This is a genomic window from Cytobacillus firmus DS1 (genome assembly GCF_000565285.1).
In the GTDB taxonomy this organism is placed as follows: domain Bacteria; phylum Bacillota; class Bacilli; order Bacillales; family Cytobacillaceae; genus Cytobacillus; species Cytobacillus firmus_A.
Genome location: NZ_APVL01000003.1, coordinates 140,449 through 163,963, shown reverse-complemented (window position 1 = coordinate 163,963; position 23,515 = coordinate 140,449). Strand labels below are relative to the sequence as shown.

The 23,515-nt window shown below is 44.7% G+C and carries 26 protein-coding genes; all 26 read left to right on the top strand.

The window, feature by feature from the left end; translation table 11 throughout:
- Positions 1 to 74 precede the first annotated feature (74 nt).
- The 26 genes from spoIIR to atpD all read left to right on the top strand — a co-directional run bounded on the left by spoIIR (position 75) and on the right by atpD (position 23,496).
- Positions 75 to 749, top strand: coding sequence for a stage II sporulation protein R (gene spoIIR / locus PBF_RS05205; RefSeq protein ID WP_235192208.1), 675 nt, complete (start codon positions 75 to 77; stop codon positions 747 to 749).
- A 303-nt stretch (positions 750 to 1,052) separates the two neighbouring features.
- Positions 1,053 to 1,433, top strand: a complete 381-nt coding sequence (locus tag PBF_RS05200) for a KGG domain-containing protein (RefSeq protein ID WP_035327974.1) — start codon at positions 1,053 to 1,055, stop codon at positions 1,431 to 1,433.
- 224 nt (positions 1,434 to 1,657) lie between these two features.
- Positions 1,658 to 2,104 carry a hypothetical protein gene (locus PBF_RS05195; RefSeq protein ID WP_035327972.1) on the top strand — a complete coding sequence of 149 codons (447 nt, stop codon included), beginning with the start codon at positions 1,658 to 1,660 and terminating at the stop codon, positions 2,102 to 2,104.
- A gap of 176 nt (positions 2,105 to 2,280) precedes the next feature.
- A complete protein-coding gene (locus PBF_RS05190) occupies positions 2,281 to 3,324 on the top strand; it encodes an L-threonylcarbamoyladenylate synthase (protein WP_035327970.1) in 1,044 nt (347 codons plus the stop codon).
- A gap of 274 nt (positions 3,325 to 3,598) precedes the next feature.
- The gene (locus tag PBF_RS05185) at positions 3,599 to 4,150 is read left to right on the top strand and encodes a manganese efflux pump MntP family protein (protein WP_035327968.1); all 552 of its coding nucleotides are present in this window, start codon (positions 3,599 to 3,601) and stop codon (positions 4,148 to 4,150) included.
- Between the two features lie 213 nt (positions 4,151 to 4,363).
- Positions 4,364 to 4,804 carry a low molecular weight protein arginine phosphatase gene (locus tag PBF_RS05180; protein WP_035327964.1) on the top strand — a complete coding sequence of 147 codons (441 nt, stop codon included), beginning with the start codon at positions 4,364 to 4,366 and terminating at the stop codon, positions 4,802 to 4,804.
- Positions 4,805 to 4,820: 16 nt separating this feature from the next.
- Positions 4,821 to 6,116, top strand: a complete 1,296-nt coding sequence (locus PBF_RS05175; RefSeq protein WP_035327962.1) for a methyl-accepting chemotaxis protein — start codon at positions 4,821 to 4,823, stop codon at positions 6,114 to 6,116.
- Positions 6,117 to 6,219: 103 nt separating this feature from the next.
- Positions 6,220 to 6,660 (top strand): ribose 5-phosphate isomerase B, encoded by a 441-nt coding sequence (rpiB, locus tag PBF_RS05170; protein WP_035327960.1) that lies wholly within the window; start codon positions 6,220 to 6,222, stop codon positions 6,658 to 6,660.
- 23 nt (positions 6,661 to 6,683) lie between these two features.
- Positions 6,684 to 7,250, top strand: coding sequence for a TIGR01440 family protein (locus PBF_RS05165; protein ID WP_035327958.1), 567 nt, complete (start codon positions 6,684 to 6,686; stop codon positions 7,248 to 7,250).
- A gap of 158 nt (positions 7,251 to 7,408) precedes the next feature.
- Positions 7,409 to 7,942 carry a sigma-70 family RNA polymerase sigma factor gene (locus PBF_RS05160; RefSeq protein ID WP_051488815.1) on the top strand — a complete coding sequence of 178 codons (534 nt, stop codon included), beginning with the start codon at positions 7,409 to 7,411 and terminating at the stop codon, positions 7,940 to 7,942.
- Positions 7,935 to 8,930, top strand: coding sequence for an anti-sigma factor (locus tag PBF_RS05155; RefSeq protein WP_035327956.1), 996 nt, complete (start codon positions 7,935 to 7,937; stop codon positions 8,928 to 8,930). The genes PBF_RS05160 and PBF_RS05155 overlap by 8 nt, the downstream gene beginning before the upstream one ends.
- A 177-nt stretch (positions 8,931 to 9,107) precedes the next feature.
- Positions 9,108 to 10,349 (top strand): serine hydroxymethyltransferase, encoded by a 1,242-nt coding sequence (gene glyA / locus PBF_RS05150; protein ID WP_035327954.1) that lies wholly within the window; start codon positions 9,108 to 9,110, stop codon positions 10,347 to 10,349.
- A 228-nt stretch (positions 10,350 to 10,577) separates the two neighbouring features.
- The gene (gene upp / locus PBF_RS05145; protein ID WP_035327952.1) at positions 10,578 to 11,207 is read left to right on the top strand and encodes a uracil phosphoribosyltransferase; all 630 of its coding nucleotides are present in this window, start codon (positions 10,578 to 10,580) and stop codon (positions 11,205 to 11,207) included.
- An 84-nt stretch (positions 11,208 to 11,291) separates the two neighbouring features.
- Positions 11,292 to 12,443, top strand: a complete 1,152-nt coding sequence (wecB, locus tag PBF_RS05140; RefSeq protein WP_035327950.1) for a non-hydrolyzing UDP-N-acetylglucosamine 2-epimerase — start codon at positions 11,292 to 11,294, stop codon at positions 12,441 to 12,443.
- Positions 12,444 to 12,931: 488 nt separating this feature from the next.
- Positions 12,932 to 13,528, top strand: coding sequence for a hypothetical protein (locus tag PBF_RS05135; RefSeq protein WP_035327949.1), 597 nt, complete (start codon positions 12,932 to 12,934; stop codon positions 13,526 to 13,528).
- Between the two features lie 88 nt (positions 13,529 to 13,616).
- A complete protein-coding gene (locus tag PBF_RS05130) occupies positions 13,617 to 13,856 on the top strand; it encodes a hypothetical protein (protein WP_035327948.1) in 240 nt (79 codons plus the stop codon).
- Between the two features lie 77 nt (positions 13,857 to 13,933).
- A complete protein-coding gene (locus PBF_RS05125; RefSeq protein WP_035327943.1) occupies positions 13,934 to 16,201 on the top strand; it encodes a S8 family serine peptidase in 2,268 nt (755 codons plus the stop codon).
- A gap of 303 nt (positions 16,202 to 16,504) precedes the next feature.
- Positions 16,505 to 16,726: an AtpZ/AtpI family protein gene (locus PBF_RS05120; RefSeq protein ID WP_035327940.1), complete on the top strand. Its 222-nt coding sequence runs from the start codon at positions 16,505 to 16,507 to the stop codon at positions 16,724 to 16,726.
- Positions 16,727 to 16,731: 5 nt separating this feature from the next.
- Positions 16,732 to 17,106, top strand: coding sequence for an ATP synthase subunit I (locus PBF_RS05115; RefSeq protein ID WP_035327938.1), 375 nt, complete (start codon positions 16,732 to 16,734; stop codon positions 17,104 to 17,106).
- A gap of 21 nt (positions 17,107 to 17,127) precedes the next feature.
- Positions 17,128 to 17,841 (top strand): F0F1 ATP synthase subunit A, encoded by a 714-nt coding sequence (gene atpB / locus PBF_RS05110; RefSeq protein WP_035327937.1) that lies wholly within the window; start codon positions 17,128 to 17,130, stop codon positions 17,839 to 17,841.
- A 75-nt stretch (positions 17,842 to 17,916) separates the two neighbouring features.
- Positions 17,917 to 18,129 (top strand): F0F1 ATP synthase subunit C, encoded by a 213-nt coding sequence (gene atpE / locus PBF_RS05105; protein ID WP_009332220.1) that lies wholly within the window; start codon positions 17,917 to 17,919, stop codon positions 18,127 to 18,129.
- A 148-nt stretch (positions 18,130 to 18,277) separates the two neighbouring features.
- The gene (locus PBF_RS05100; RefSeq protein ID WP_035327934.1) at positions 18,278 to 18,799 is read left to right on the top strand and encodes a F0F1 ATP synthase subunit B; all 522 of its coding nucleotides are present in this window, start codon (positions 18,278 to 18,280) and stop codon (positions 18,797 to 18,799) included.
- A complete protein-coding gene (locus tag PBF_RS05095) occupies positions 18,796 to 19,332 on the top strand; it encodes a F0F1 ATP synthase subunit delta (protein WP_035327929.1) in 537 nt (178 codons plus the stop codon). The genes PBF_RS05100 and PBF_RS05095 overlap by 4 nt, the downstream gene beginning before the upstream one ends.
- Positions 19,333 to 19,356: 24 nt before the next feature.
- Positions 19,357 to 20,865, top strand: a complete 1,509-nt coding sequence (gene atpA, locus PBF_RS05090; RefSeq protein WP_035327926.1) for a F0F1 ATP synthase subunit alpha — start codon at positions 19,357 to 19,359, stop codon at positions 20,863 to 20,865.
- A gap of 92 nt (positions 20,866 to 20,957) precedes the next feature.
- Positions 20,958 to 21,815: a F0F1 ATP synthase subunit gamma gene (locus PBF_RS05085; protein WP_035327924.1), complete on the top strand. Its 858-nt coding sequence runs from the start codon at positions 20,958 to 20,960 to the stop codon at positions 21,813 to 21,815.
- 259 nt (positions 21,816 to 22,074) lie between these two features.
- Positions 22,075 to 23,496 carry a F0F1 ATP synthase subunit beta gene (gene atpD / locus PBF_RS05080; RefSeq protein WP_035327923.1) on the top strand — a complete coding sequence of 474 codons (1,422 nt, stop codon included), beginning with the start codon at positions 22,075 to 22,077 and terminating at the stop codon, positions 23,494 to 23,496.
- Positions 23,497 to 23,515: the final 19 nt, after the last annotated feature.

Sequence of the window (23,515 nt, the reverse complement as noted above, 5' to 3'; positions counted from 1 at the left end):
ATATTAATTTTAATAGTTTAAGAATCTGCCATCCTGTCCACACTGTGGATAGTGAAGGGATGGTGGCGGAAATGATGAACACAAAAACGATTGTGAAATTATATGTACTGATTTTATCCTTAGGAACCATTTTAAGTTTATATATACCGCAGACAGAAGTGACAGCTGATGAACCGATGGTAATCCCAAATGAGGCCATCAGGCTGCGCATTCTGGCCAATAGCGATAATGAAGAGGACCAGGCGGTTAAAAGAAAAGTAAGGGACGCAGTAAATGCAGAAATCACAGAATGGGTGGCAGAGCTGACTTCAATCGAAGATGCCCGCGAACTGATTCAGTCCAGATTGCCAGAGATTCAGAAGATTGCCGAACAAGTAGCAGCTGAAGAAGGGTCGAACCAGAGTGTAAATGCCGACTTTGGAAAAGTCAGCTTCCCGACGAAATTATATGGACAATTCTTATATCCTGCAGGCGAATACGAAGCAATCTTAATCACTCTTGGCGAAGGAAAAGGGGCGAACTGGTGGTGCGTGCTATTCCCTCCTCTATGCTTCCTTGACTTCTCAAACGGAGTAGCTGTAAGCGAAGGATTTGAAGAAGGAGAAAAGAAGGGAGTAGTACAAGCAGAAGAAGTCGCAGCTGATAAAGTCTCCGAAAAAGAAACCCCTCCTGTTTATACAGAGGAAGATGAAGAACCAGTGGAAGTAAAATTCTTCTTAGTAGAAATATGGGAAAAAATCTTTGGTTAAGCCCTGCTGCAGAGCAGGGTTTTTCTTTTACAGTGAGTTAATGGGTGTGCCTGGAGTCAGCTTCGGACAGTGGTAGCGGGAAAAGGGATTCAGAGTCTGAACCTGGGTAGCGAGAAAAAGCGCCCGCAGAGTCCGAACCCAACCCCAATCACCATTTTTTTTAGAATCATTTTAAAAACTGGAAATCAAATTACAATTAAGACAAGCATATAACATCTTCTTTTCATGCGTTTGATTCTTCCAAAAACGGATATTTAAAGTAGTGTAGCAACAAAACACAAACAAAAAAGGAGATGAAAGATTATGGCTAAAAACAACAATAACAACAACGATAAAATGTCTCGTGAGGAAAGAGGACGCATGGGCGGAGAAGCAACAAGCCGCAACCATGATAAGGAATTCTATCAGGAAATTGGCTCCAAAGGCGGAGAAGCAACAGCTGAAAATCATGACAAGGACTTCTACCAGGAAATAGGCAAAAAGGGTGGAGAAGCGACAGCGGAAAATCATGATAGTGAATTCTATCAGGAGATTGGCCAAAAAGGCGGAGAAGCAACAGCTGAAAATCATGACAAGGAATTCTACCAGGAAATTGGACGTAAAGGCGGAGAAGCAACCAGTGAAAATCATGACCGCGATTTCTATGAAGAAATCGGCCGAAAAGGCGGCAACTCGAACGACTAAACCTGCCGCAGAAAAAATGCAAATGATAGTAATATAAACACGGCAGCCGCATCAGACAGCTGCCGTGTTTTCTGTTTAATCATATTGTATGCCGATAACTTTCCAGCACAAGCAGCCTGCCCTGCGAGATGACGGCAAGGCACTTCCACTTTTCTGAAAATCTAGTTCTACTTTGTCTATTTTTTCATATTCATAGAGTGACAATAAGAAAATGGGGTGAAGAAATGGAAACAGGTGTGGTGAGATGTGCTCATGCTTCAGATGTGGTGAATCTGGCATCTTTTCTGGAATCGGCAAACTTAAGTACGGACGGGATAAAGGAAGCAATTGAATATTTTTTAATTATGGAGAATGATTCCGGGGATATTAAGGCTACCCTGGGAATTGAACCCCATGGCAAGATCGGTCTTTTGAGATCGCTTGTGATGACATCCACAGCAACTGAAAAAGATTTATTTATTTTGTTTGAGCAAATATTAATACTGGCCAGGGATCGGGGCATGGAAGCATTGTATCTCGCATCGAATAAACGAAATTCGCTGGCCTTTTTCAGCCTGCTTGGCTTTAAACAGGAAGAAACAGCGCACTTGCCGGAAGTGTTATTTAAGTCAGAGCATGTAAAACACATCCTGACTGTGGATAACTCTTTCTTTTTGAAATTATCCATGTGAATTGTGGGTATCTTGCCAAAGTTATACACAAATCCGTCTTATTTATACACAAATTGTGGATAAGACTTGAGTTATCCAGCTTCTTCTACTATACTTTCCAAAGGAATGTTCAAAAAAATGTCGAAAACATAGGAATTTTGACGGCAAAAAAACATTTTTTATGAAGGTGGATAACAATGATAACAAAAAGATGGTCGGTGGATAACAGTGTGGATAAAGAAGATAGTTATTCACAGTTTTCACAGGCTGCCGATCTGCTGAAAAATAATGAAGTGGTCGCTTTTCCGACAGAAACCGTATATGGATTAGGCGGGAATGCGAAAAATGATGAAGCGGTCAAAAAAATATTCGAGGCAAAAGGACGTCCAAGTGATAATCCCCTGATTATCCACATTGCTGATAAAGCGCAGCTGAACGCCTTTGTAACGGAAATTCCACAGAAGGCCCAGACACTGATGGAACAATTTTGGCCGGGACCGCTTACGCTCATTTTTAATCTAAAGGAAGGTGTTCTTTCCTATTATGCAACGGCAGGTTTATCCACAGTGGCTGTGAGAATGCCGGATCATCCGGTGGCCCTGTCGCTGCTGAAGAAAACAGGACTGCCCATTGCGGCTCCAAGTGCGAACCGGTCCGGAAGGCCAAGTCCGACAACGGCTGACCATGTCTGGGAAGACCTGAATGGAAGAATTGCCGGATTAGTGGACGGAGGTCCGACTGGTGTAGGCGTGGAATCAACCGTTGTGGATTGTACGGCTGAAGTGCCGGTGATCCTAAGGCCAGGCGGCATAACAAGAGAACAGCTGGAAGAGGTTGTGGGAGAGGTCATTGTGGACCCGGCGTTAGCGGATGAAAGCCAGGCGCCGAAATCTCCGGGCATGAAGTACCGTCACTATGCGCCGGATGCACCTCTTTATTTAGTGGAAGGAACAAGAGAGGATATCCAGCAATTTGTTGAGGATAAGAAGCAGGAAGGTCTTTCAGTTGGCGTTCTGACGACAGTCGAGAACCGGGAATTCTATCGTGCTGACTATGTGTATGCCTGCGGGCAGCGGGAAAAGCTTGAGACCGTGGCAAGCTCCCTCTATGAAGCGTTAAGATATTTCAATACAACAGATGCTGATGTTATTTTCTGTGAGATGTTTCCGGGGGAAGGCGTCGGGCATGCCATCATGAACCGCCTGATGAAAGCAGCTGGACACAGGGTCATTATCAGATAACAAAGAAACCGTTTCGTCATGAAGCGGTTTTTTGTTTTGTAAGATAAGAAAGTATAAAATTTGAACGTCGATAACTGTCTAGCTCGAGCGCCTACCCCCTCGAGGTCACAAGACGAGCCTCCCAAAAAGGCAAAGAACGCCTTTCCGGGAGGCTCGTCTTGTGCTTGTCGGGGGTGGGCAAGGCGCTTGCGCTTTTCTTATAAAAAGGAAATTGCATTCTAAATCCGCCTGGACGTGCATATGCTGAATTAGCAAGTCCAAGGGAGGCGGAAAAATGTCTGCAATGATCGGGGAAATTTTAACACTGGCTTTAATGGCATTCGCATTGGGGATGGATGCCTTTTCAGTAGGTCTTGGCATGGGGATGTACAAACTCCGCCTCAGACAAATAGCTAAAATCGGCATCACCATTGGACTTTTCCATGTATGGATGCCTTTATTGGGAATGATAGCAGGCAGATTCCTTTCAAATACATTTGGAGCCATTGCCGGATATGCTGGCGGGGGGCTGCTCCTTTTATTAGGCGTGCAGATGATTTGGTCAAGCTTCAGGGATGAGGAAGACAGCTTAATTACGCCGGTGGGCATAGGGCTGCTGATTTTTGCACTGAGCGTCAGCCTTGATAGTTTTTCAGTCGGCCTAAGCCTCGGAATCTACGGAGCTAAAACATTCCTGGTGCTCGTCTTCTTCGGAGCAGGTGCTACCATCCTCACATGGGCCGGCCTCCTCACCGGCAGAAAAGTGCAAAGCTGGATCGGCTCCTACAGCGAAGCTCTCGGAGGCGCCATCCTCCTGGCATTTGGGGTAAAGCTTTTAATAGGGTGACAGGCACCGCTCGAATTTTGTCGAATACCAAGTCGGTCATGCAGCAGGTGTTTAAATGTTAATATTTTGTGAAAAATGAAAAGGGTGCGGGCTGCCCTTTTTCTTTTTTTGCATGGGAGCTATAGGTGTTATAGGGAAATTGTCTTATAATGTAAGAAAAGTTTGGATAAAGTTTTATAGTTATAAACCGATATAAAAGGAGGGAGAGTTCCTATGGCAAATGTGTTATTTGTTTGTACGGGAAATACGTGCAGAAGCCCGATGGCAGAAGCCATTTTAAAAAGCAGATCGATTCCCGGTGTAGAAGTGAAGTCGGCTGGCGTATTTGCGGCAGACGGCAGTGATGCGTCCGCGAATACGAAAAGTGTGCTGGAGGAGCACGGAATTCCGCTTCAGCATCAGTCATCCAGTATGAGTGAAGATTTAATTGACTGGGCGACCTATATTTTAACGATGACAGCCGGTCACAGAAATACGGTTCTGTCCATGTTTCCTGGCGCAGAGGGCAAAACCTTCACATTAAAAGAGTTTGCCGGAGCTGCTGGAGATATTATTGATCCATATGGGGGGCCGGTTGAGATATATAGAAGCACATTTAAAGATCTGACAGAAGCGATTGAACAGATTTTGGATCGCGTCAAGAGAGAAGATTAATCAGGGGGACAACATAATGGGGGAGAAAAAGGGCTATAAATTCGGCCTTAGAAAAAAGCTCGTATTATTCATTACATCGCTGGCCATCATTACATACACAACAAGTGCTGTATTTCTTTACTTCTTATTTCCAAGCATTGAAGAGATGCTTCCATTTGGAGAGGTTGTTTTTACTATTCTAACCTTAGGAATGGGGATTTTCTGGTCAGGTGTACTAGCCTTTTTTGCTGCAGGCTTTATCACTAAACCATTGCAGAAGCTTGAAAAAACGGCACTCATGGCTGCCAATGGTGATATCGGCCAGGATGCAGAGCTCTCCAAGTCAGATGATGAGATTCGTTCATTGGGCATTGCATTCAATCATATGCTTTTCAATTTAAGGGATATGGTTCATAAGATTGATGAGAACTTCAAAGAAACGAATGAAAAGGTCATTGCGATGTCTGCCGAGTCTTCAGCAGCTGCAGAGCAGGCAGATGCGATTGCCAGAACCATCAGCGAGATTTCCCAGGGAGCAGATAGTTCTGCTGTATCCATTCAGTTAACAGCTGAATCCATGGAAGATGTCCTGCGCATTGCCCAGGAAGTCCAGGATACAGCAAAAGCATCACAAACTGTTTCCGGTGAAATGGTTCAGGACCTGATGGAATCAAAGAAGGTGATCCATTCGCTTATTTCCGGCATAGAAAAACTTGCCCAGGATAATGAGGAATCACTTCAGACAGTAAAGCGTCTTGAGCAAAATGCCGTAAAGGTAGAGCAGATTATACAGCTTGTCGGTGACATTGCAGCACAGACAAACCTTCTTGCTTTAAATGCCTCCATTGAAGCGGCCCGTGCGGGGGACCATGGCAAAGGATTTGCTGTAGTCGCTGAAGAAGTGCGGAAGCTTGCAGATGAGAGTGCTAAGGCAGTCCAGGGCATCTCAGAACTGATAAAAAACATTCAGGAAGAGGTCCGTAATGTCGTCACGCAAATCTCTTATCAGGTGGAGACTGCTAATAATGAAATGAAAAAAGGCACGAAAACAAATGAAGTGATAGAGGAAATGGCGAAAGTAGTCAATGAAATGGCTGCTTCAGTGTCTGCCATTTCAGGCCTGGTGGATAACCAGATGGAAGGCATCCAGCATACATCCACCCAATCCCAGGAAGTAGCAGCCATTGCTGAGGAGACATCAGCAGGTGCACAGGAGGTTTCAGCTGCCACTCAGCACCAGACAGCTGTAATCGGCAATGTGGAAAAGCTCGCCATCGAGCTAAAAGAGCAGGCGGAAAAATTAAATAGCACCATTACTAAATTTAAATTATAAGGGAGCCCAAAATGCGGCTCCCTTTCTTTATATTTTCAAGGTTTTGTGTCAAAATAAGAGCATAATATCAAAATAAAGCGGCTTCAAACTGGAGGGTTTCATTATGAAAATTGCAATCGCATCAGACCATGGGGGACTTAATCTCCGCGAAGAAATAAAAAACCTGATGGATGAAATGGGCATTGAATATGAAGATTTCGGCTGTGAATGCGAAACTTCAGTAGATTATCCGGATTATGCATTGCCTGTTGCCGAAAAGGTAGCCGGCGGTGAATTCGATAAAGGTATTCTGATCTGCGGAACTGGAATCGGAATGAGCATCTCGGCCAACAAAGTAAAGGGAATCCGCTGTGCACTTGTGCATGATGTATTCAGTGCAAAAGCAACCCGTGAACATAATGACAGCAACATCCTCGCTATGGGTGAACGAGTGATAGGCCCAGGTCTGGCTCGTGAAATTGCAAAAGTATGGCTTTCAACAGACTTTGAAGGCGGCCGCCATGAAAACCGTGTCGGAAAGATTACTGCTTACGAAACGAAGTAAATCTTTCAAAGGGGGGAGCTTTTTTGATTGAACAATGGAAAACAGAACTTGATACAATCATACGTGAATTCAGCGAACAAGTTCCTTTAAGTGAGAAGCACCTTCTTGTAGTGGGCTGCAGCACAAGTGAAGTCGCCGGGAAACGAATAGGCACAGCCGGAACGGAACAAGTGGCTGAAATGATTTTTGAGCGTCTGGACAAGCTCCGCCAGGACACCGGGGCTGCTCTGGCTTTTCAATGCTGCGAACATTTGAACAGGGCATTAGTTGTTGAACGGGCTGTTGCCGAGGCAAGAAACCTGGATGAAGTAGCCGTCATTCCTCACCGCACGGCTGGCGGCGCGATGGCGACATATGCCTATGAACACTTCAAAGATCCCGTCATGGTCGAGTTTATTAAGGCAGATGCCGGCATCGATATCGGAGATACTCTGATCGGCATGCACCTGAAGCATGTAGCTGTTCCTATCAGGACCTCCCAAAAATCAGTCGGCGAGGCGCACGTCACCATGGCCAAAACCAGGCCAAAACTCATTGGCGGGGCCCGCGCGATTTATGAACGAAACGCTGAGAATGAATCCTGCAGATGATATAATTATAATTTTGCGGCCCCAATCACCTGGTGAATGGGGCTTTAATTATCAATTTTGGATTAGGTGCCTGTCACTTTTTTTATATAACATGTAACATTCAAGAAGGAAGAGCGTGTATATAGTGCAGCCTTTAGTGAGAAAGGGGGGAGAAGCCGTTGAAGGAGAGCAGGCGGGATCGGCTGGATGATTTATATCGTCATTATGCCAGACCGCTTTATTACTATTTATATAAGATGTCAGGGTCTAAGGAAACAGCTGAAGATCTAACGCAGGAAACATTCATTAAGGCAACGGTTTCTCTCTCTTTCTACAAACAGGAAGATGTAAGGGCATGGCTTTTTAAGGTAGCCAGGAATGCTTATTTGGATGAATGGCGGAAACGGCAGAGGAGAAATAAGATTCCTTTTGCCGGTTATTTATTTTCAAAGGGAGAAATGACCAGTCCATACGGATTGCCTGAGGATTCAGCATTAAAGAAAGAATCGAAGGAAAAAGTCGCAGACCTAATGAGCTGTCTGCCGGAACAATATCGTTCTATTTTATATTTAAGAGAATTTGAGTCTTTTAGCTATAGTGAGATCCGGGAAACATTGGATCTATCAGAAAATCAAGTCAAGGTGACACTGCATCGGGCCCGGAAAAAGCTTGCTCAGCTTGCCGATGAACAATGGAGGGAAGAACATGACTGACTGGAACAAAGACCGCGAAAAGAAAATCATGGTTAAATACAGATTTACCTTAACATTCAGAGTGGTTAAAGTGCTTGCTGCCTGCTTGTTTCTCTTCTGGGCATATATGATGGCCGTAAATATACTGTCAGACGCTGCCAATAGTGAAAGAAAGCATGCTTTTTACAGTAAGGTGGCACTGGATTGGAAGTACCCAAACATGCATGAGGATTTCGGAGGCATGCTGAATAAAGAAGTAACGCCATTTCTGACACAGAAAATATCCTATCCGATCGCACGGAAAATTGGCCGGGAGTATCAGACAATTGGAGAGGTGAAGGTTGAGAAAAGGTTATTAAATTCATATTCCACCTTGAGTATTCAGGAATTTCAGCCGCAAAATGAAAGCATTTACCGTTTTTCCCTGCCTGAAAATCCGAATAGCGGAAAAAGGCTGGCAGCTGAAGGGGAGCCTGCGGTCTGGACTTCTCTTGAAAAAATACACGAAGGGACAGTGGCGGAACTGGCATTTTCCACCCAGTCATTCATGAAGCCGGAAGAACTGCTGGAGCTTTTAAAGCCATATGACCTGGAAGTCCTTTGGATGCCGCTCTATACAGGAGAACTGAAAGAATTTAAGACGGGTTACGGCAGCGGAGGAAACTCAATCGAATTAACTTCCATTTATGGTTTGGCCGGAGGAAGGAAAGCAGGCGATGATTATAAGTCTGAATCGAAATTAGCCCTTAATGAGGAATTTATGGATGAAAATAAAAAAGTGATGCTGAAACAGATGGAGGGTCTCTTAAAAAATGAATCTCAAAGCTATTATGAGAACTTCCTCGGTCTTGACTATCTGAAAGAACGTCATCAATACCTGAAGAAAAATGGATTCATTGTCTATGGAGCAGTGGTTACCGGCCCGGTGAAAGAACTATTAAAGCTTAAAAGAGAAGAACAAATCCGTGCTCCATACCTCGGGGAGAAGGATTATTGGAACTGGGATTAAAAGGATGGTGACAGGTACCCATACCAATCTGCCAAACTGGTATAGGTGCCTGTCACTTTTTCAGAAAACGTGCTAAAATAAAAAAGAATTTTCACAAAAAGATCGATACATAAAAATGGAGAGCCTTCACAAAGCTTTCTTTTATTAAAAGTGTGTTGGAGAAAAGGGAGGATTCTTATGAAGCATTTAGCACAGCAGGATGAGCAGGTTTTCAAGTCGATTCAAGAAGAATTAGGACGCCAGAGAACAAAAATTGAATTAATCGCTTCTGAAAACTTTGTCAGTGAAGCGGTTATGGAAGCACAGGGTTCTGTTTTAACAAACAAGTATGCTGAAGGCTATCCGGGCCGCCGCTATTATGGCGGATGTGAGCATGTGGATGTAGTCGAAGATTTAGCCCGTGACCGTGCGAAAGAAATTTTTGGTGCAGAGCATGTGAACGTGCAGCCGCATTCAGGTGCACAGGCAAACATGGCCGTATACTTCACTGTCCTGGAGCAGGGAGATACTGTTCTTGGCATGAATCTATCCCATGGCGGACATTTAACTCACGGCAGTCCTGTTAACTTCAGCGGCGTGCAGTACAATTTCGTCGAATATGGTGTGGATAAAGAAACACATCGCATCGATTATGAAGATGTTCTTGAAAAAGCCCGCACGTCTAAGCCAAAATTAATCGTAGCGGGTGCAAGTGCCTATCCGCGTGAAATTGACTTCAAGCGTTTCCGTGAAATTGCAGATGAAGTCGGTGCCATGCTGATGGTTGATATGGCTCACATTGCAGGCCTTGTAGCTGCTGGGCTTCATCAGAATCCGGTTCCGTTTGCGGACTTTGTTACAACTACCACTCACAAGACATTGCGCGGACCGCGCGGCGGCATGATTCTCTGCAAAGAAGAATACGCGAAGAAAATTGATAAATCCATTTTCCCTGGAATCCAGGGCGGTCCTTTAATGCACGTCATTGCGGCAAAAGCGGTTGCCTTTGGCGAAGCGCTTCAGGATGATTTCAAAACCTATGCAGGCAATATCATTGCGAATGCTAAAAAGCTGGCTGAAGCATTGCAGGCTGAAGGAATTGACCTTGTATCACAGGGTACAGACAACCATTTGCTGCTGGTTGACCTACGCTCCCTTAGCCTAACAGGGAAAGTGGCGGAGAAGGTACTTGATGAGGTCGGCATTACTGTCAACAAAAACACCATTCCGTTCGATCCGGAAAGCCCATTCGTCACAAGCGGCATCCGCATCGGCACAGCGGCTGTTACGTCCCGCGGATTTGGAGAAAAAGAAATGCAGGAAATTGCATCCATCATCGCCTTCACACTGAAAAATCATGAAGATGAAGGGAAGCTTCAGGAAGCGGCGCAGCGCGTAGAAGCCTTAACAGGCAGCTTCACTTTATATCCTGAATATTAATCAACAGCCGGTCTCAGCAAGAGGCCGGCTTTTATGTGGTTATTAAAGAAAAGTTTGGACTTCGAGAACTGTCTGGCTCCAGGGGAAGCTAATCCCCGCCATGCCGCCGATAATAATAATGATTTTTCTTTTACAAATACGAATCATAGTTGCCGATGGAATTGTTTTTCTGTAAAATTAGACGAAGTGTGGTTCGACTAATCTGCATAATGAAAAGGAGAGATACTCATGGCAAAGGTTTACGTTTTTGATCATCCATTAATTCAGCATAAGCTTACATACATTCGTGAAAAGAGTACGGGAACAAAGGAATTCCGCGAGCTTGTCGATGAAGTGGCAACATTGATGGCATTTGAAATTACCCGCGATATGCCTTTAGAAGAAATAACAATTGATACACCAGTCAGCACGATGAAGTCCAATGTGCTTGCAGGTAAGAAGATAGGGATCATCCCGATTCTGCGCGCGGGAATTGGAATGGTTGATGGTATCCTGAAGCTGATTCCAGCTGCAAAAGTGGGCCATATCGGCTTATACCGCGACCCGGAAACCCTGCAGCCGGTTGAATACTATGTAAAGCTTCCAAGTGATGTGGAAGAAAGAGATTTCATCGTAGTTGACCCAATGCTTGCAACTGGCGGCTCTGCGGTTGAAGCCATCCATTCTCTTAAAAAGCGCGGAGGCAAAAACATTAAATTCATGTGCCTGATTGCCGCTCCTGAAGGCGTGGAAGCTGTGAAAGAAGCTCACCCTGACGTTGACATCTATATCGCAGCATTAGACGAAAAATTGAACGAAAAAGGCTATATCGTCCCTGGATTGGGCGATGCAGGCGACCGTTTATTCGGGACGAAATAATTCCTTTTTGAAGCACCTTATCCCTTTTTTAATCATAGAAAGATAAGAGGTATTTATCTTTTATGTAAGGGGAAGGTGCTTTAAATGTTTTCCTCAATAAGAGTAATGACGATTTTCGGGACAAGGCCTGAAGCCATTAAAATGGCTCCTCTTGTTCTTGAACTTCAAAAACACCCTGAGCATTTTGAATCGATTGTGACTGTGACGGCACAGCATCGCGAAATGCTCGATCAGGTATTAAATATTTTTAAGGTCACACCAGATTATGACCTGAATATCATGAAAGACCGCCAGACATTGGTGGATGTGACTACACGCGGACTTGAAGGCCTTGATAAAATCATGAAGGAAGTAAAGCCGGATATCGTGCTTGTTCACGGTGATACCACTACAACGTTTATTGCAAGCCTTGCCGCTTTCTATAACAAGATTGTCGTCGGCCATGTGGAAGCGGGACTGCGCACATGGAATAAATACTCTCCATTCCCTGAGGAAATGAACCGCCAGCTTACAGGTGTCATGGCTGATCTGCATTTCTCGCCAACATCGAAGTCAGCGGAAAATCTCTTAAATGAAAATAAAAAGAGCGAAAGTATTTTCATCACCGGAAATACGGCAATTGATGCCCTTAAAACAACGGTTAAAGATACGTATCACCATGAAGTCCTTGAGAAAATCGGCGATGACCGCCTAGTGCTGCTGACTGCACACCGCCGTGAAAACCTGGGCGAGCCGATGCGGAACATGTTCAAGGCTATTAAAAGGCTGGTGGAAGAACAGAAAGATATACAAGTCGTATATCCCGTTCATATGAACCCGGCTGTACGGGAGATCGCATCAGAAATCCTTGGCAGCGATAGCCGTATTCATCTGATTGAGCCGCTTGACGTCATAGATTTCCATAACTTTGCTTCAAGAGCTCATCTGATTCTGACTGATTCGGGCGGAGTTCAGGAAGAAGCACCATCACTGGGTGTGCCTGTCCTTGTTCTGCGTGAAACAACGGAAAGGCCTGAAGGAATTGAAGCAGGCACTCTTAAGCTTGCCGGCATTGAGGAACAGCCAATTTACGAACTGGCAACCGAACTTCTGACAGATGGGTCAGCTTATGAAAAAATGGCGAAAGCCGTAAACCCATATGGAGACGGAAATGCCTCCAGAAGAATTTGCGATGCTATCCGCTACCATTTTAAACAGACGAATGATCGTCCGGATGAATATAAACCGCAAAACTAAAAGAAGTGCACCTCTCATAGATGAGGTGCATTTTTCTGTTCCTCTTTCATAAAGGGGAGGGGAGAAGCGGACCACATTAACCCAAAACAGGATGGTTGATATGTTGGTGGTTGGGTGGTTGATGATGAGCAGGAAAATCTATTTAATTTTTATGTTAAAAGTCTCTTTCCCCGTAAAGCTGGAAAAGTTATGATAGAGTAAAGAAGAAACGGAAGGCAGATTCGAACAGAAATAGTAAGCGGTTAACATGTTGATGGTTGGATGGTTATATGTAAAGTGTTGATATATCAATGTTTCGAAATGATTTAGAGTGATCAAATGGCGTAATCATGGTTGGAGAAATAGTGGCGGAGACAGCATCGTTGAAGGTGCATTTACCGCAAAAAATGACCATGGTGGTTTTGTTGACGGTTAGGTGGTTAGTCATGGGTAATGCCCGGCGAGAGCTGGGTCTATCGGCAAGATACCAAGAAAGGTGCTGAAGGACGTTGGCAAATCAGTATTTGACAATGAAAGAACTTAAAGAGGCACTTCCGGACATACCTGAGAATAGCTTAAAGCGTTATTTGCAGGAGCATGCAGAATACATAAATTATCGGAAGGAACATAATCGCTATAAAATCCAGGTTTCCGAAATTGAAAAGCTGAAATTTATCCGGAAATTATATTCGGATGGGCTGAAAAAAGAGGAAGTCACAGCAAAGCTTGAGGATGCAGGAATTCCGGTCATCATTACAGTGGAGGATGAGGAAGAAAGCAGCTCCACCTCGCTTGTGAATGTGAATTCCGAACTGACAGATATGAAAAAGCTTGTCAGCTTCCTCGTGCAGCAAAACGAGCAATCCCGTCTTACCCAGAATAAAATCAGAGAACAAAACAAACAGCTGATACATGAAGTGCACGAGCTCAAACTCACAATTGAAGATTTAAGAAATGCCCATGCACAAGGCTATGAAAAAGAGAGCGAAAAAGTCACTTCCCTCTATGAAAAACTAATGGCGACACAAAAGTCTGTAGAAGAAGTAGCCGGTGCATTAGAGGCTGAAAAAAGCAAAAGCATCTGGCAGAAGATATTTGGAAAGTAAAGGAATGCCCGAATTGCAAGATTTACGTTTAGACTGCTGTCTGCGGGGTATTGGCATAATGATTTTATATACCCGGGAGGTCGAATAAATGAGAGCATTAGCCGTATTAGAAGGAGCATTGGTTGTCTGGATCATCATGCTGCTGGCTTCATTAATGGGAACCTTAATGTCCGAAGGTCTTATCGCCCTGGTATTTAAGCTGGCAGAAGGAAAAGGAATCCTGCTTACCGTATTACTGATAGCTGCGACCATAACGGATATGTGGAGAGATAAAAAGCGGGACCATTTAATCCGAAAAGGAAAACTGGAACCGAATCAGCTGTTTTAATACATAGAAAAGAATATACACGAATACTAGGCCGTAGTTCAGCCCACCCTAAAACAAAAAGAGGGTGGGTTTTTCTAATGAAAAAATTCTTATTGATTATAACAGTCATATCCTTGTTTTGGAGTCAGAATCCTGTTTCAGCCCGGACAATTTCACACCCTCCTATTCCGGAAGAGTCACCTGATATAGAAAAAGTGGCAATCGTTGTATTAAGTGATGCAAAGAAGGAACAGGAAATAAAACATATGATAGAACAAAACCCTGAGCTGCAAATCAGGCATACATTCAATCAGGCATTAAACGGCTTTTCAGTAAAAGGAAAGCCATCTGCATTGAAAAGCCTGCAAGAGCTGGAATCAGTCTCTTCTGTTTCACAGGTTAATACCTATCATGTCCATTCCAATGACAATATCAAGCTGATTGGCGGCCAGAATGCCAGAGGCTTTTATGATGAAAATAATCAGCGCCTCACAGGCAAGGGTGTGTTAGTTGGCGTGATCGACACCGGCATCGATTATAATCATCCCGACTTACGAAGGAGCTATGGAGGCGGGCGCGATCTGGTGGATAATGATAGAGATCCGATGGAAACAAAGGCTGCCGGGGGACAAGGCACACTGCACGGCACTCACGTCGCAGGTATCATTGCGGCAAATGGCAGGATCCAGGGGGTCGCACCGGAAGCAACCATCATTGCTTACAGAGCTCTCGGACCAGGAGGAAGCGGAACAACAGAACAGGTTATAGCAGCTATCGAACAGGCTATAAAGGATAAAGTGGATGTCTTAAACCTTTCCTTGGGAAATAACGTAAACGGACCTGACCTGCCAATAAGCATTGCCCTGAATAAAGCGGTTGAAAAAGGAATAACTGCTGTTACTTCATCTGGCAATTCGGGACCGAATATCTGGACCGTAGGATCCCCTGGAACAGCGTCGAAGGCCATTTCTGTCGGAGCCTCGACCCCAACAATGAAGGTGCCAATTTTGAGCATAAACGGACGAGGAATCCGCCTTGATTTGCTTCAGGGTTCAAAGGAATGGGAATTTGACCGCTCGTATGAAATGATCGATGGAGGACTCGGGCACCCGGATGAATTGAAGAATGCGGAAGGAAAAATAGTACTAATAGAAAGAGGGGAACTAACGTTTACTGATAAAGCGGTTCATGCAATGGAAGCAGGAGCAGAGGGAATTATTATCTTTAATAATACAAAAGGCAGGTTCTTCGGCAATCTGGACAGCGAGGTTCCCATTCCGGCAGCGGCGCTTTCAAAGGAGGAAGGAGAGGAGCTCAAGAATCTTATGAAGGAAGGACGGCTCCTTGCCCGGACTAATATAATAGAAGAAAGGGACATACTGGCTGACTTCAGCTCCCGCGGGCCTGTTACATCCACATGGGAAATTAAACCGGATGTTGTGGCACCGGGAGTCGCTATAAATAGCACCATTCCAGGCGGATACCTGCCGCTTCAGGGAACAAGCATGGCCGCTCCGCATGTAGCAGGTGCCTGTGCTATCCTCAAACAGGCTCATCCTGAATGGGGACCGGAACAGATTAAGGCAGCACTCATGAATACCGCTAAGCTTATTAGGAACGCGGAAGGACAAACATATAGAACGTATGAGCAGGGAGCCGGCAGAATCCAGCTTGATCAGGCACTGAAAGCAGAAACGCTTGTCTTCCCGGCTTCCATGCAATTCGGGAAATTTCAGATCGCAGACAGGCTGCATGACCACAGCAGTTTTATAACGGTTGAAAATATAAGTGGAAAAACGCAGTCTTATTCTTTTTCTGTACCCTATAAGGAGCAGGGAATTGATTGGGAAATGCCTTTGACGTTTCAATTGAACCCGGGCGAAAAGAAAAAGGCTGAAATTAAAATGTCTGCTGATCCGACCCTTTTAAAGAAAAAGATCCATGACGGGTACCTTCTATTGAAAGCAGGAGCCGAGAGTATCCATATACCATACCTTTATGTGCTTGAAGAGCCGGATTACCCAAGGGTGATGGGATTCGGAATCGGCAAAGGAGATAAGCCTGGTACATATCGTTATGAAGTGTATCTGCCTGGCGGGGCGGAGGAATTCGGAATTGCAATGTTTGATTCGGAAAGTCTCCGGTTCATGGGATTTCTGGATTGGAAAAGAAATGCCGGCAAGGGGCAGCTGCTGCAGGAAATCCCTTCTGATAAGCTGCCTGGGCCGGGACTGTATTTGGCGAAAGTGTTTGCCAAAAAGGCAGGCAGGGAAGACTGGATTGAAACCTATCTATTTGTGAGGCCGGATGGCCAGCTGGGGGACCCGGTGCCTTCAGCAGATCAGAAGAGGTTACTAAGCAAGTGAAAAGGAAAAAAATAAAGCGTTTTCAGGGGCGATGCAGAATATCGCTCCTTTTTCAATAGAAATACAAAAATTAAATGTGATAAATATGTGAACATACCATATTTTTACCTTTTTGTTTGTGAACTTTTTCACTCCAAACGCATTGACATTGACAAAGCCCTATTGTATGCTTACAAAGGGTAAAAGATGATAGGGTTTTCAAAATATTTTTGCAGACATATTTCCCACTTCTGCATGATGTTTATATGATTATTTACGGCCTCAAACCCTCTTACCATTCTCTTTAAGGGAGGATGCGTTTTTATGCGTCAAAAAGACCGCAACCCATTTAAGGCGATGGCCTTAATGTCCGCCATTCTTTCCCAGTTAGTAGGTTCCGCGCTCATTGGCATTTTCGCCGGAAGATGGCTTGACAGCAAGGCAGGAACTGAGCCTTTATTCCTTTTAATCGGCTTGTTCATTGGACTTGGCGCCGGGATTTACGCCATGCTTCGTCTAATCCAACATTTTTTCACAGGAGAATGAACATCATGCCGGAGATCAAAGCAACTTTTCTGAGACAGCGAAAATACATATTCCTTTTGTTGTCTGTTTACGTTCTCGGCTGGGGCTTTACACCATATCAATCTATTTTTCTTGGCTTGATCTTTGGTACATGCTTAAGTTTGTTCAATTTGTGGCTGATTTCCCGAAAGGCGCTGCAATTTGGAGAGGCGGTCGAGAGAGGCGAGAAGGTGCGTTCACTTGGAACGGTATCCAGGATGGCTACAGCAGTATTTGCTGTCATGGTCGCACTGGAATATCCTGAAAAGCTGCATCTGATCAGTGTGGTATTTGGATTAATGACATCCTATATTGTCATTATGATAGATTATTTTCTTCAATCTTTTCATTTACGTAAATAGCGGGAAGAGAGGTGAACACTATTGCATCATGAAGCTCCTATAAAAGAATTTTTAGGATTGAATTTCAACTTATCAAACGTACTGATGATTACAGTGGCAAGTGCTATTGTCTTCATTATTGCTTTGCTTTCAACCCGTCGATTGGCCATGAAACCAACGGGGATGCAAAACTTCTTCGAATGGATTATGGATTTTGTTAAGAATATCATTAACAGTACGATGGACTGGAAGACAGGCGGAAGATTCCATATCCTTGGATTAACCCTGATCATGTATATTTTTGTATCAAACATGCTCGGACTTCCGTTCGCGATCACTTATGATCACACTTTATGGTGGAAATCGCCAACAGCCGATCCTGTTATCACTTTAACATTAGCGGCAATGGTAGTCGGGCTTTCGCATTATTATGGCGTAAAGCTTAAAGGAGTAGGAGAATACGGCCGGGATTTTATCAGGCCAATGCCTTTCTTGTTCCCATTGAAAATCATTGAAGAGTTTGCAAACACTCTGACATTGGGACTTCGTCTTTACGGTAACATCTACGCAGGTGAAATCCTGCTGACATTGCTTGTCGGAGGACTTGCACATGCCGGTGTAGGCGGAATGCTTGCCGCAGTTATACCAACACTTGTATGGCAGGGATTCTCAATCTTTGTCGGATCAATCCAGGCATTCATTTTCTGTATGTTAACAATGGTTTATATGGCACACAAAGTGAGCCACGACCATTAATATATACCTGTTCATTTTATGGACAAAACATTTTAAACAAATAAATTTTCATACAATTTAAGGAGGAACACAATAATGGGTCTTTTAGCAGCAGCAATTGCAATCGGTTTAGCAGCACTAGGTGCCGGTATCGGTAACGGTCTTATCGTATCAAAAACAGTTGAAGGTATGGCTCGCCAGCCAGAAGCTCGCGGTATGCTTCAAACTACAATGTTCATCGGGGTTGCACTAGTTGAGGCCGTTCCGATCATTGGCGTTGTTATCGCGTTCATGGTTATCGGCGGTTAATTAATACTGTACCAATCGTTCAAAAATGGCGAAGATCATTCCATGAACCTTCGCCATTCCTTTATGTTTTTTTATGTAAACTAATTCGGAATCATGCATATGACTCCGTTTCATAAGTGGAACAACTCTTGAAGGGAGTGAATCGAGGGTGTTAACAAACAGTCTAGTTTTAGGCGCTGCAGGCGGCGGTTTTAACGGCGGGGACATTTTGTACCAGCTGATTATGTTCATTATCTTGTTGGCATTGCTGAAAAAATTCGCGTGGGGTCCGTTAATGGGCATTATGCAGCAGCGTGAAGAGCACATTGCCGGGGAAATTCAAGCGGCTGAAGAAAGCCGTACAGAAGCAAAGAAGCTTTTAGAAGAGCAAAGAAATCTTTTAAAAGAAGCACGTACAGAAGCACAGGGCCTTATTGAAAATGCGAAGAAACAAGGCGATGTGCAGCGTGAGGAGATCGTTGCGGCTGCCCGCACTGAGTCTGAGCGCATTAAGGAATCTGCAAAGCTTGAAATCGAGCAGCAGAAAGAACAGGCGGTTGCCGCTATCCGCGAGCAGGTCGCTTCATTATCTGTCCTAATTGCTTCCAAGGTTATCGAGAAGGAACTAAGTGCAGCTGATCAGGAAAAGCTGATCAATGAATACATTCAAGAGGCAGGAGAAAAGCGATGACGGGCTCCACAGTAGCAAAGCGCTACGCGTTGGCTCTTTTCCAGCTTGCGAATGAACACCAGCTTCTTGACCAAATGGAAGAAGAGCTTCGTGCAGTGAAAGAAGTAGTAAACCATAACTCAGATTTAAAGTCTGTTTTGAAATCTCCAAAGCTTTCAATTGAGAAGAAAAAAGAGATTTTAAAAGAAGCATTTGCATCTGTGAACACGTTTGTTCTAAACACGTTAATGATATTAATTGAACGCCACCGCGAAGATCATATCTCTGATGTGGCAGATCATTTTATAAGCCTGGCGAATGACAAAAAAGGAATTGCGGATGCAAAAGTGTACACTGTCCGTCCGCTATCTGAAGCAGAGAAGGAAGCATTATCTGTATCATTTGCAGCTAAGGTTGGAAAAAAATCACTTCGTATTGACAATATTGTTGATACTAACTTGCTCGGCGGCATCAAGCTTCGAATCGGAAACCGGATTTTCGACGGCAGCTTGCGCGGAAAGCTAGAGCGTCTTGAGCGTCAATTGTTAGGCTAAGATTCGTAGATAGGGGTGAAACTCATGAGCATCAATGCTGAAGAAATCAGTGCGCTGATAAAAAAGCAAATCGAAAACTATCAGTCGGAAATTCAAGTGAGTGATGTAGGTACGGTTATCTCTGTTGGTGACGGTATCGCTCGTGCTCATGGCCTCGACAATGTCATGGCTGGAGAACTTGTTGAATTTTCAAACGGCGTTATGGGTATGGCACAAAACCTTGAAGAAAATAACGTCGGTATTATCATTTTAGGACCATTTACAGAAATCCGTGAAGGCGATGAAGTACGCCGTACGGGCCGCATCATGGAGGTACCGGTTGGTGAAGAACTGATCGGCCGCGTCGTAAACCCTCTTGGACAGCCAGTAGATGGCATGGGTCCAATCAACACAACAAAATCACGTCCGATTGAAAGCCCGGCACCAGGTGTTATGGATCGTAAATCCGTACACGAGCCGCTTCAAACAGGAATCAAGGCGATTGACGCACTTGTGCCAATCGGCCGCGGACAGCGTGAGTTAATCATCGGTGACCGTCAGACAGGTAAAACATCCGTTGCAATCGATACAATCCTGAACCAAAAAGATCAGGATATGGTATGTATCTATGTGGCAATCGGACAAAAAGAATCTACAGTTCGTAATGCAGTAGAAACGCTTCGTAAGCAAGGTGCGCTTGATTACACAATCGTTGTAACAGCATCTGCATCACAGCCTGCTCCAATGCTATACCTGGCTCCTTACGCTGGGGTAACAATGGGTGAAGAGTTCATGTACAACGGCAAGCACGTTCTTGTTGTGTATGATGACTTAACAAAGCAAGCTTCTGCTTACCGTGAGCTTTCATTGCTATTGCGCCGTCCTCCAGGCCGTGAAGCATATCCAGGGGACGTATTCTACTTGCACAGCCGCTTATTAGAGCGCGCTGCGAAGCTAAGTGATGCGAAAGGTGCAGGTTCAATCACTGCGCTTCCATTTATCGAAACACAAGCAGGCGATGTTTCTGCTTACATTCCGACAAACGTTATCTCAATCACTGACGGACAAATTTTCCTTCAGTCTGACCTATTCTTCTCCGGTGTGCGTCCGGCGATCAACGCAGGTCTTTCTGTATCACGTGTAGGTGGATCTGCACAGATCAAAGCAATGAAAAAGGTTGCAGGTACACTGCGTCTTGACCTTGCTTCATACCGTGAACTTGAATCATTTGCCCAGTTCGGTTCTGACCTTGATAAAGCAACACAGGCTAAACTTAACCGTGGTGCCCGTACAGTAGAGGTTCTAAAGCAGGATCTTAACAAGCCGTTAAAAGTTGAGAAGCAGGTTGCAATCCTTTACGCTCTAACTCGCGGCTTCTTAGATGACATTCCTGTACAGGATATTCGTCGTTTCGAATCTGAATTCCTTTCATGGTTAGACCATAACCGCAAAGATTTGTTAGACCATATCGTGACTACAAAAGAACTTCCTTCTGATGACGATATGGCATCTGCGATTAACGACTTTAAGAAAACTTTCGCAGTATCCGAATAATAGAGCATGCAATTAAGGTTAGGGGTACAATCCCCTCCCTTTGCTTCTCTTGTTAGGGTCTGACAAACTTTGAAAAAGGGTGGTGAGAACCTGTGGCATCATTACGCGATATAAAAAATCGTATTACTTCTACGAAGAAAACGAGTCAAATTACAAAAGCAATGCAGATGGTATCGGCTGCGAAAATGAATAAGGCGGAAATGAACGCAAGATCATTCGTGCCTTATATGGAGAAAATCCAGGAAGTTACGGCAAGCATCGCTTTGGGAAGCAAAGATGTATCACATCCAATGCTGACCAGCCGCCCAGTCAAGAAAACTGGTTACCTTGTAATCACTTCTGACCGCGGACTTGCGGGAGCTTATAACAGTAACGTTTTGCGAAATGTCTACCAGACAATTCAAAAGCGCCATAAATCACCGGATGAGTATGCAATCATTGCGATCGGACGTGTGGGCCGCGACTTTTTCAGAAAGCGCAATATGAACGTCATTCTGGATATTGTTGCTGTTGCGGACCAGCCTGCATTTGCTGAAATCAAGGATATTGCCAGCAAAACAGTTGGCATGTTCGCTGATGAGACATTTGACGAATTATATATGTACTACAGCCATTATGTCAGCGCGATTCAACAGGATGTAACAGAGAAGAAGCTTCTTCCGCTTACGGATATCTCCAGCTCGAAAAAGCTTACATCTTATGAGTTTGAACCTTCCGCTGAAGAAATTTTAAAAGTATTGCTGCCTCAATACGCTGAAAGCTTAATCTACGGAGCGCTTTTAGACAGTAAGGCAAGTGAACACGCTGCAAGGATGACAGCGATGCAGAATGCAACGGATAACGCTAAAGAACTTATCAACTCGTTAAGCTTAAGCTACAACCGTGCACGTCAGGCAGCCATCACGCAGGAAATTACCGAAATCGTCGGCGGAGCAGCCGCGTTAGAATAAAAACGAAAAGCGGAAGCGCCTATTCAGATGAACGTCAACTAAATGCCGCCACGTCCTGTGGCGAACGTTGACGTCAGCACATCCTGTGCAAGTCCGACAAGCATAAGCCGAGCCCTTCTGGAAGGTGTTCTTTCCTTCCGGAAGGGATTGGCTTATGACCTCGAGGGGCTAGGCGCTGGAGCTAGACACAAACGAAATGCGGAGAACGGGTTGCTGCCTGTACGCTCCCATTACGTGAAATGAAAGAGGAGGGAAAAAGATGAACAAAGGACGCGTTCTTCAAGTTATGGGTCCGGTTGTTGACGTAAAGTTCGAAAGCGGCCAGCTTCCTGAGATCTATAATGCATTGACTGTTACAAACCCAGCGCGTAACGAATCTGAAGTTGACATCAACTTAACCCTTGAAGTTGCCCTTCATTTAGGTGATGATACAGTCCGCACCATTGCAATGTCTTCTACTGACGGCTTACAGCGCGGAAGTGAAGTTGTTGACTCGGGTGCTCCTATCTCTGTACCAGTAGGTGATGTAACACTTGGACGTGTATTTAACGTGCTTGGTGAATCAATCGACTTAGATCCAGCAATCGCTGCAGATGCCCGTCGTGATTCGATCCACAGAGAGGCTCCTAAGTTTGAGCAGCTTTCTACTGAAGTAGAAATTCTTGAAACTGGTATTAAGGTAGTAGACCTTCTTGCTCCATACATTAAAGGTGGTAAGATCGGTCTGTTCGGTGGTGCCGGTGTAGGTAAAACCGTATTAATCCAGGAATTGATCAATAACATCGCTCAGGAGCACGGCGGTATTTCCGTATTCGCCGGTGTTGGTGAGCGTACGCGTGAAGGTAATGACCTTTATCATGAAATGACGGATTCAGGCGTTATCAAGAAAACAGCGATGGTATTCGGTCAGATGAACGAGCCGCCGGGAGCGCGTATGCGTGTTGCCCTGACTGGTTTGACTATGGCTGAATTCTTCCGTGATGATCAGGGACAGGACGTTCTTTTCTTCATGGATAACATTTTCCGTTTTACTCAGGCAGGTTCAGAGGTATCAGCCCTATTAGGCCGTATGCCATCTGCCGTTGGTTACCAGCCGACACTTGCTACTGAAATGGGTAAATTACAGGAACGTATCACATCTACTAACGTAGGTTCTGTTACTTCCATCCAGGCGATTTACGTACCAGCCGATGACTATACGGATCCGGCTCCGGCTACAACTTTCGCCCACTTAGATGCAACAACTAACCTTGAGCGTAAGCTTTCTGAAATGGGTATCTACCCTGCGGTGGATCCACTTGCTTCAACTTCTCGTGCATTGTCACCTGAAATCGTTGGAGAAGAACATTATGCAGTTGCGCGTCAAGTACAGCAAACATTACAGCGTTACAGAGAATTACAGGATATCATCGCAATCCTTGGTATGGACGAGCTTTCTGATGAAGATAAGCTAATCGTAGCACGTGCGCGCCGTATCCAGTTCTTCTTATCTCAAAACTTCCACGTTGCTGAGCAGTTTACTGGCCAGCCAGGTTCATACGTACCTGTTAAAGAAACAGTTAAAGGCTTCAAAGATATTCTTGAAGGCAAGTACGACCACCTGCCAGAAGATGCATTCCGACTTGTCGGCCGAATCGAAGAAGTAATCGAGAGTGCAAAGAAAATGGGCGTAGAGGTCTAATTCTGGACCAGGAGGGTAA

Excerpts from the sequence above, each read along its gene's own strand:
- spoIIR (WP_235192208.1), top strand. The coding sequence starts at position 75 with ATGAACACAAAAACGATTGTGAAATTATATGTACTGATTTTATCCTTA.
- PBF_RS05200 (WP_035327974.1), top strand. The coding sequence starts at position 1,053 with ATGGCTAAAAACAACAATAACAACAACGATAAAATGTCTCGTGAGGAA.
- PBF_RS05195 (WP_035327972.1), top strand. The coding sequence starts at position 1,658 with ATGGAAACAGGTGTGGTGAGATGTGCTCATGCTTCAGATGTGGTGAAT.
- PBF_RS05190 (WP_035327970.1), top strand. The coding sequence starts at position 2,281 with ATGATAACAAAAAGATGGTCGGTGGATAACAGTGTGGATAAAGAAGAT.
- PBF_RS05185 (WP_035327968.1), top strand. The coding sequence starts at position 3,599 with ATGTCTGCAATGATCGGGGAAATTTTAACACTGGCTTTAATGGCATTC.
- PBF_RS05180 (WP_035327964.1), top strand. The coding sequence starts at position 4,364 with ATGGCAAATGTGTTATTTGTTTGTACGGGAAATACGTGCAGAAGCCCG.
- PBF_RS05175 (WP_035327962.1), top strand. The coding sequence starts at position 4,821 with ATGGGGGAGAAAAAGGGCTATAAATTCGGCCTTAGAAAAAAGCTCGTA.
- rpiB (WP_035327960.1), top strand. The coding sequence starts at position 6,220 with ATGAAAATTGCAATCGCATCAGACCATGGGGGACTTAATCTCCGCGAA.
- PBF_RS05155 (WP_035327956.1), top strand. The coding sequence starts at position 7,935 with ATGACTGACTGGAACAAAGACCGCGAAAAGAAAATCATGGTTAAATAC.
- glyA (WP_035327954.1), top strand. The coding sequence starts at position 9,108 with ATGAAGCATTTAGCACAGCAGGATGAGCAGGTTTTCAAGTCGATTCAA.
- upp (WP_035327952.1), top strand. The coding sequence starts at position 10,578 with ATGGCAAAGGTTTACGTTTTTGATCATCCATTAATTCAGCATAAGCTT.
- wecB (WP_035327950.1), top strand. The coding sequence starts at position 11,292 with ATGTTTTCCTCAATAAGAGTAATGACGATTTTCGGGACAAGGCCTGAA.
- PBF_RS05130 (WP_035327948.1), top strand. The coding sequence starts at position 13,617 with ATGAGAGCATTAGCCGTATTAGAAGGAGCATTGGTTGTCTGGATCATC.
- PBF_RS05125 (WP_035327943.1), top strand. The coding sequence starts at position 13,934 with ATGAAAAAATTCTTATTGATTATAACAGTCATATCCTTGTTTTGGAGT.
- PBF_RS05120 (WP_035327940.1), top strand. The coding sequence starts at position 16,505 with ATGCGTCAAAAAGACCGCAACCCATTTAAGGCGATGGCCTTAATGTCC.
- PBF_RS05115 (WP_035327938.1), top strand. The coding sequence starts at position 16,732 with ATGCCGGAGATCAAAGCAACTTTTCTGAGACAGCGAAAATACATATTC.
- atpE (WP_009332220.1), top strand. The coding sequence starts at position 17,917 with ATGGGTCTTTTAGCAGCAGCAATTGCAATCGGTTTAGCAGCACTAGGT.
- PBF_RS05095 (WP_035327929.1), top strand. The coding sequence starts at position 18,796 with ATGACGGGCTCCACAGTAGCAAAGCGCTACGCGTTGGCTCTTTTCCAG.
- atpA (WP_035327926.1), top strand. The coding sequence starts at position 19,357 with ATGAGCATCAATGCTGAAGAAATCAGTGCGCTGATAAAAAAGCAAATC.
- atpD (WP_035327923.1), top strand. The coding sequence starts at position 22,075 with ATGAACAAAGGACGCGTTCTTCAAGTTATGGGTCCGGTTGTTGACGTA.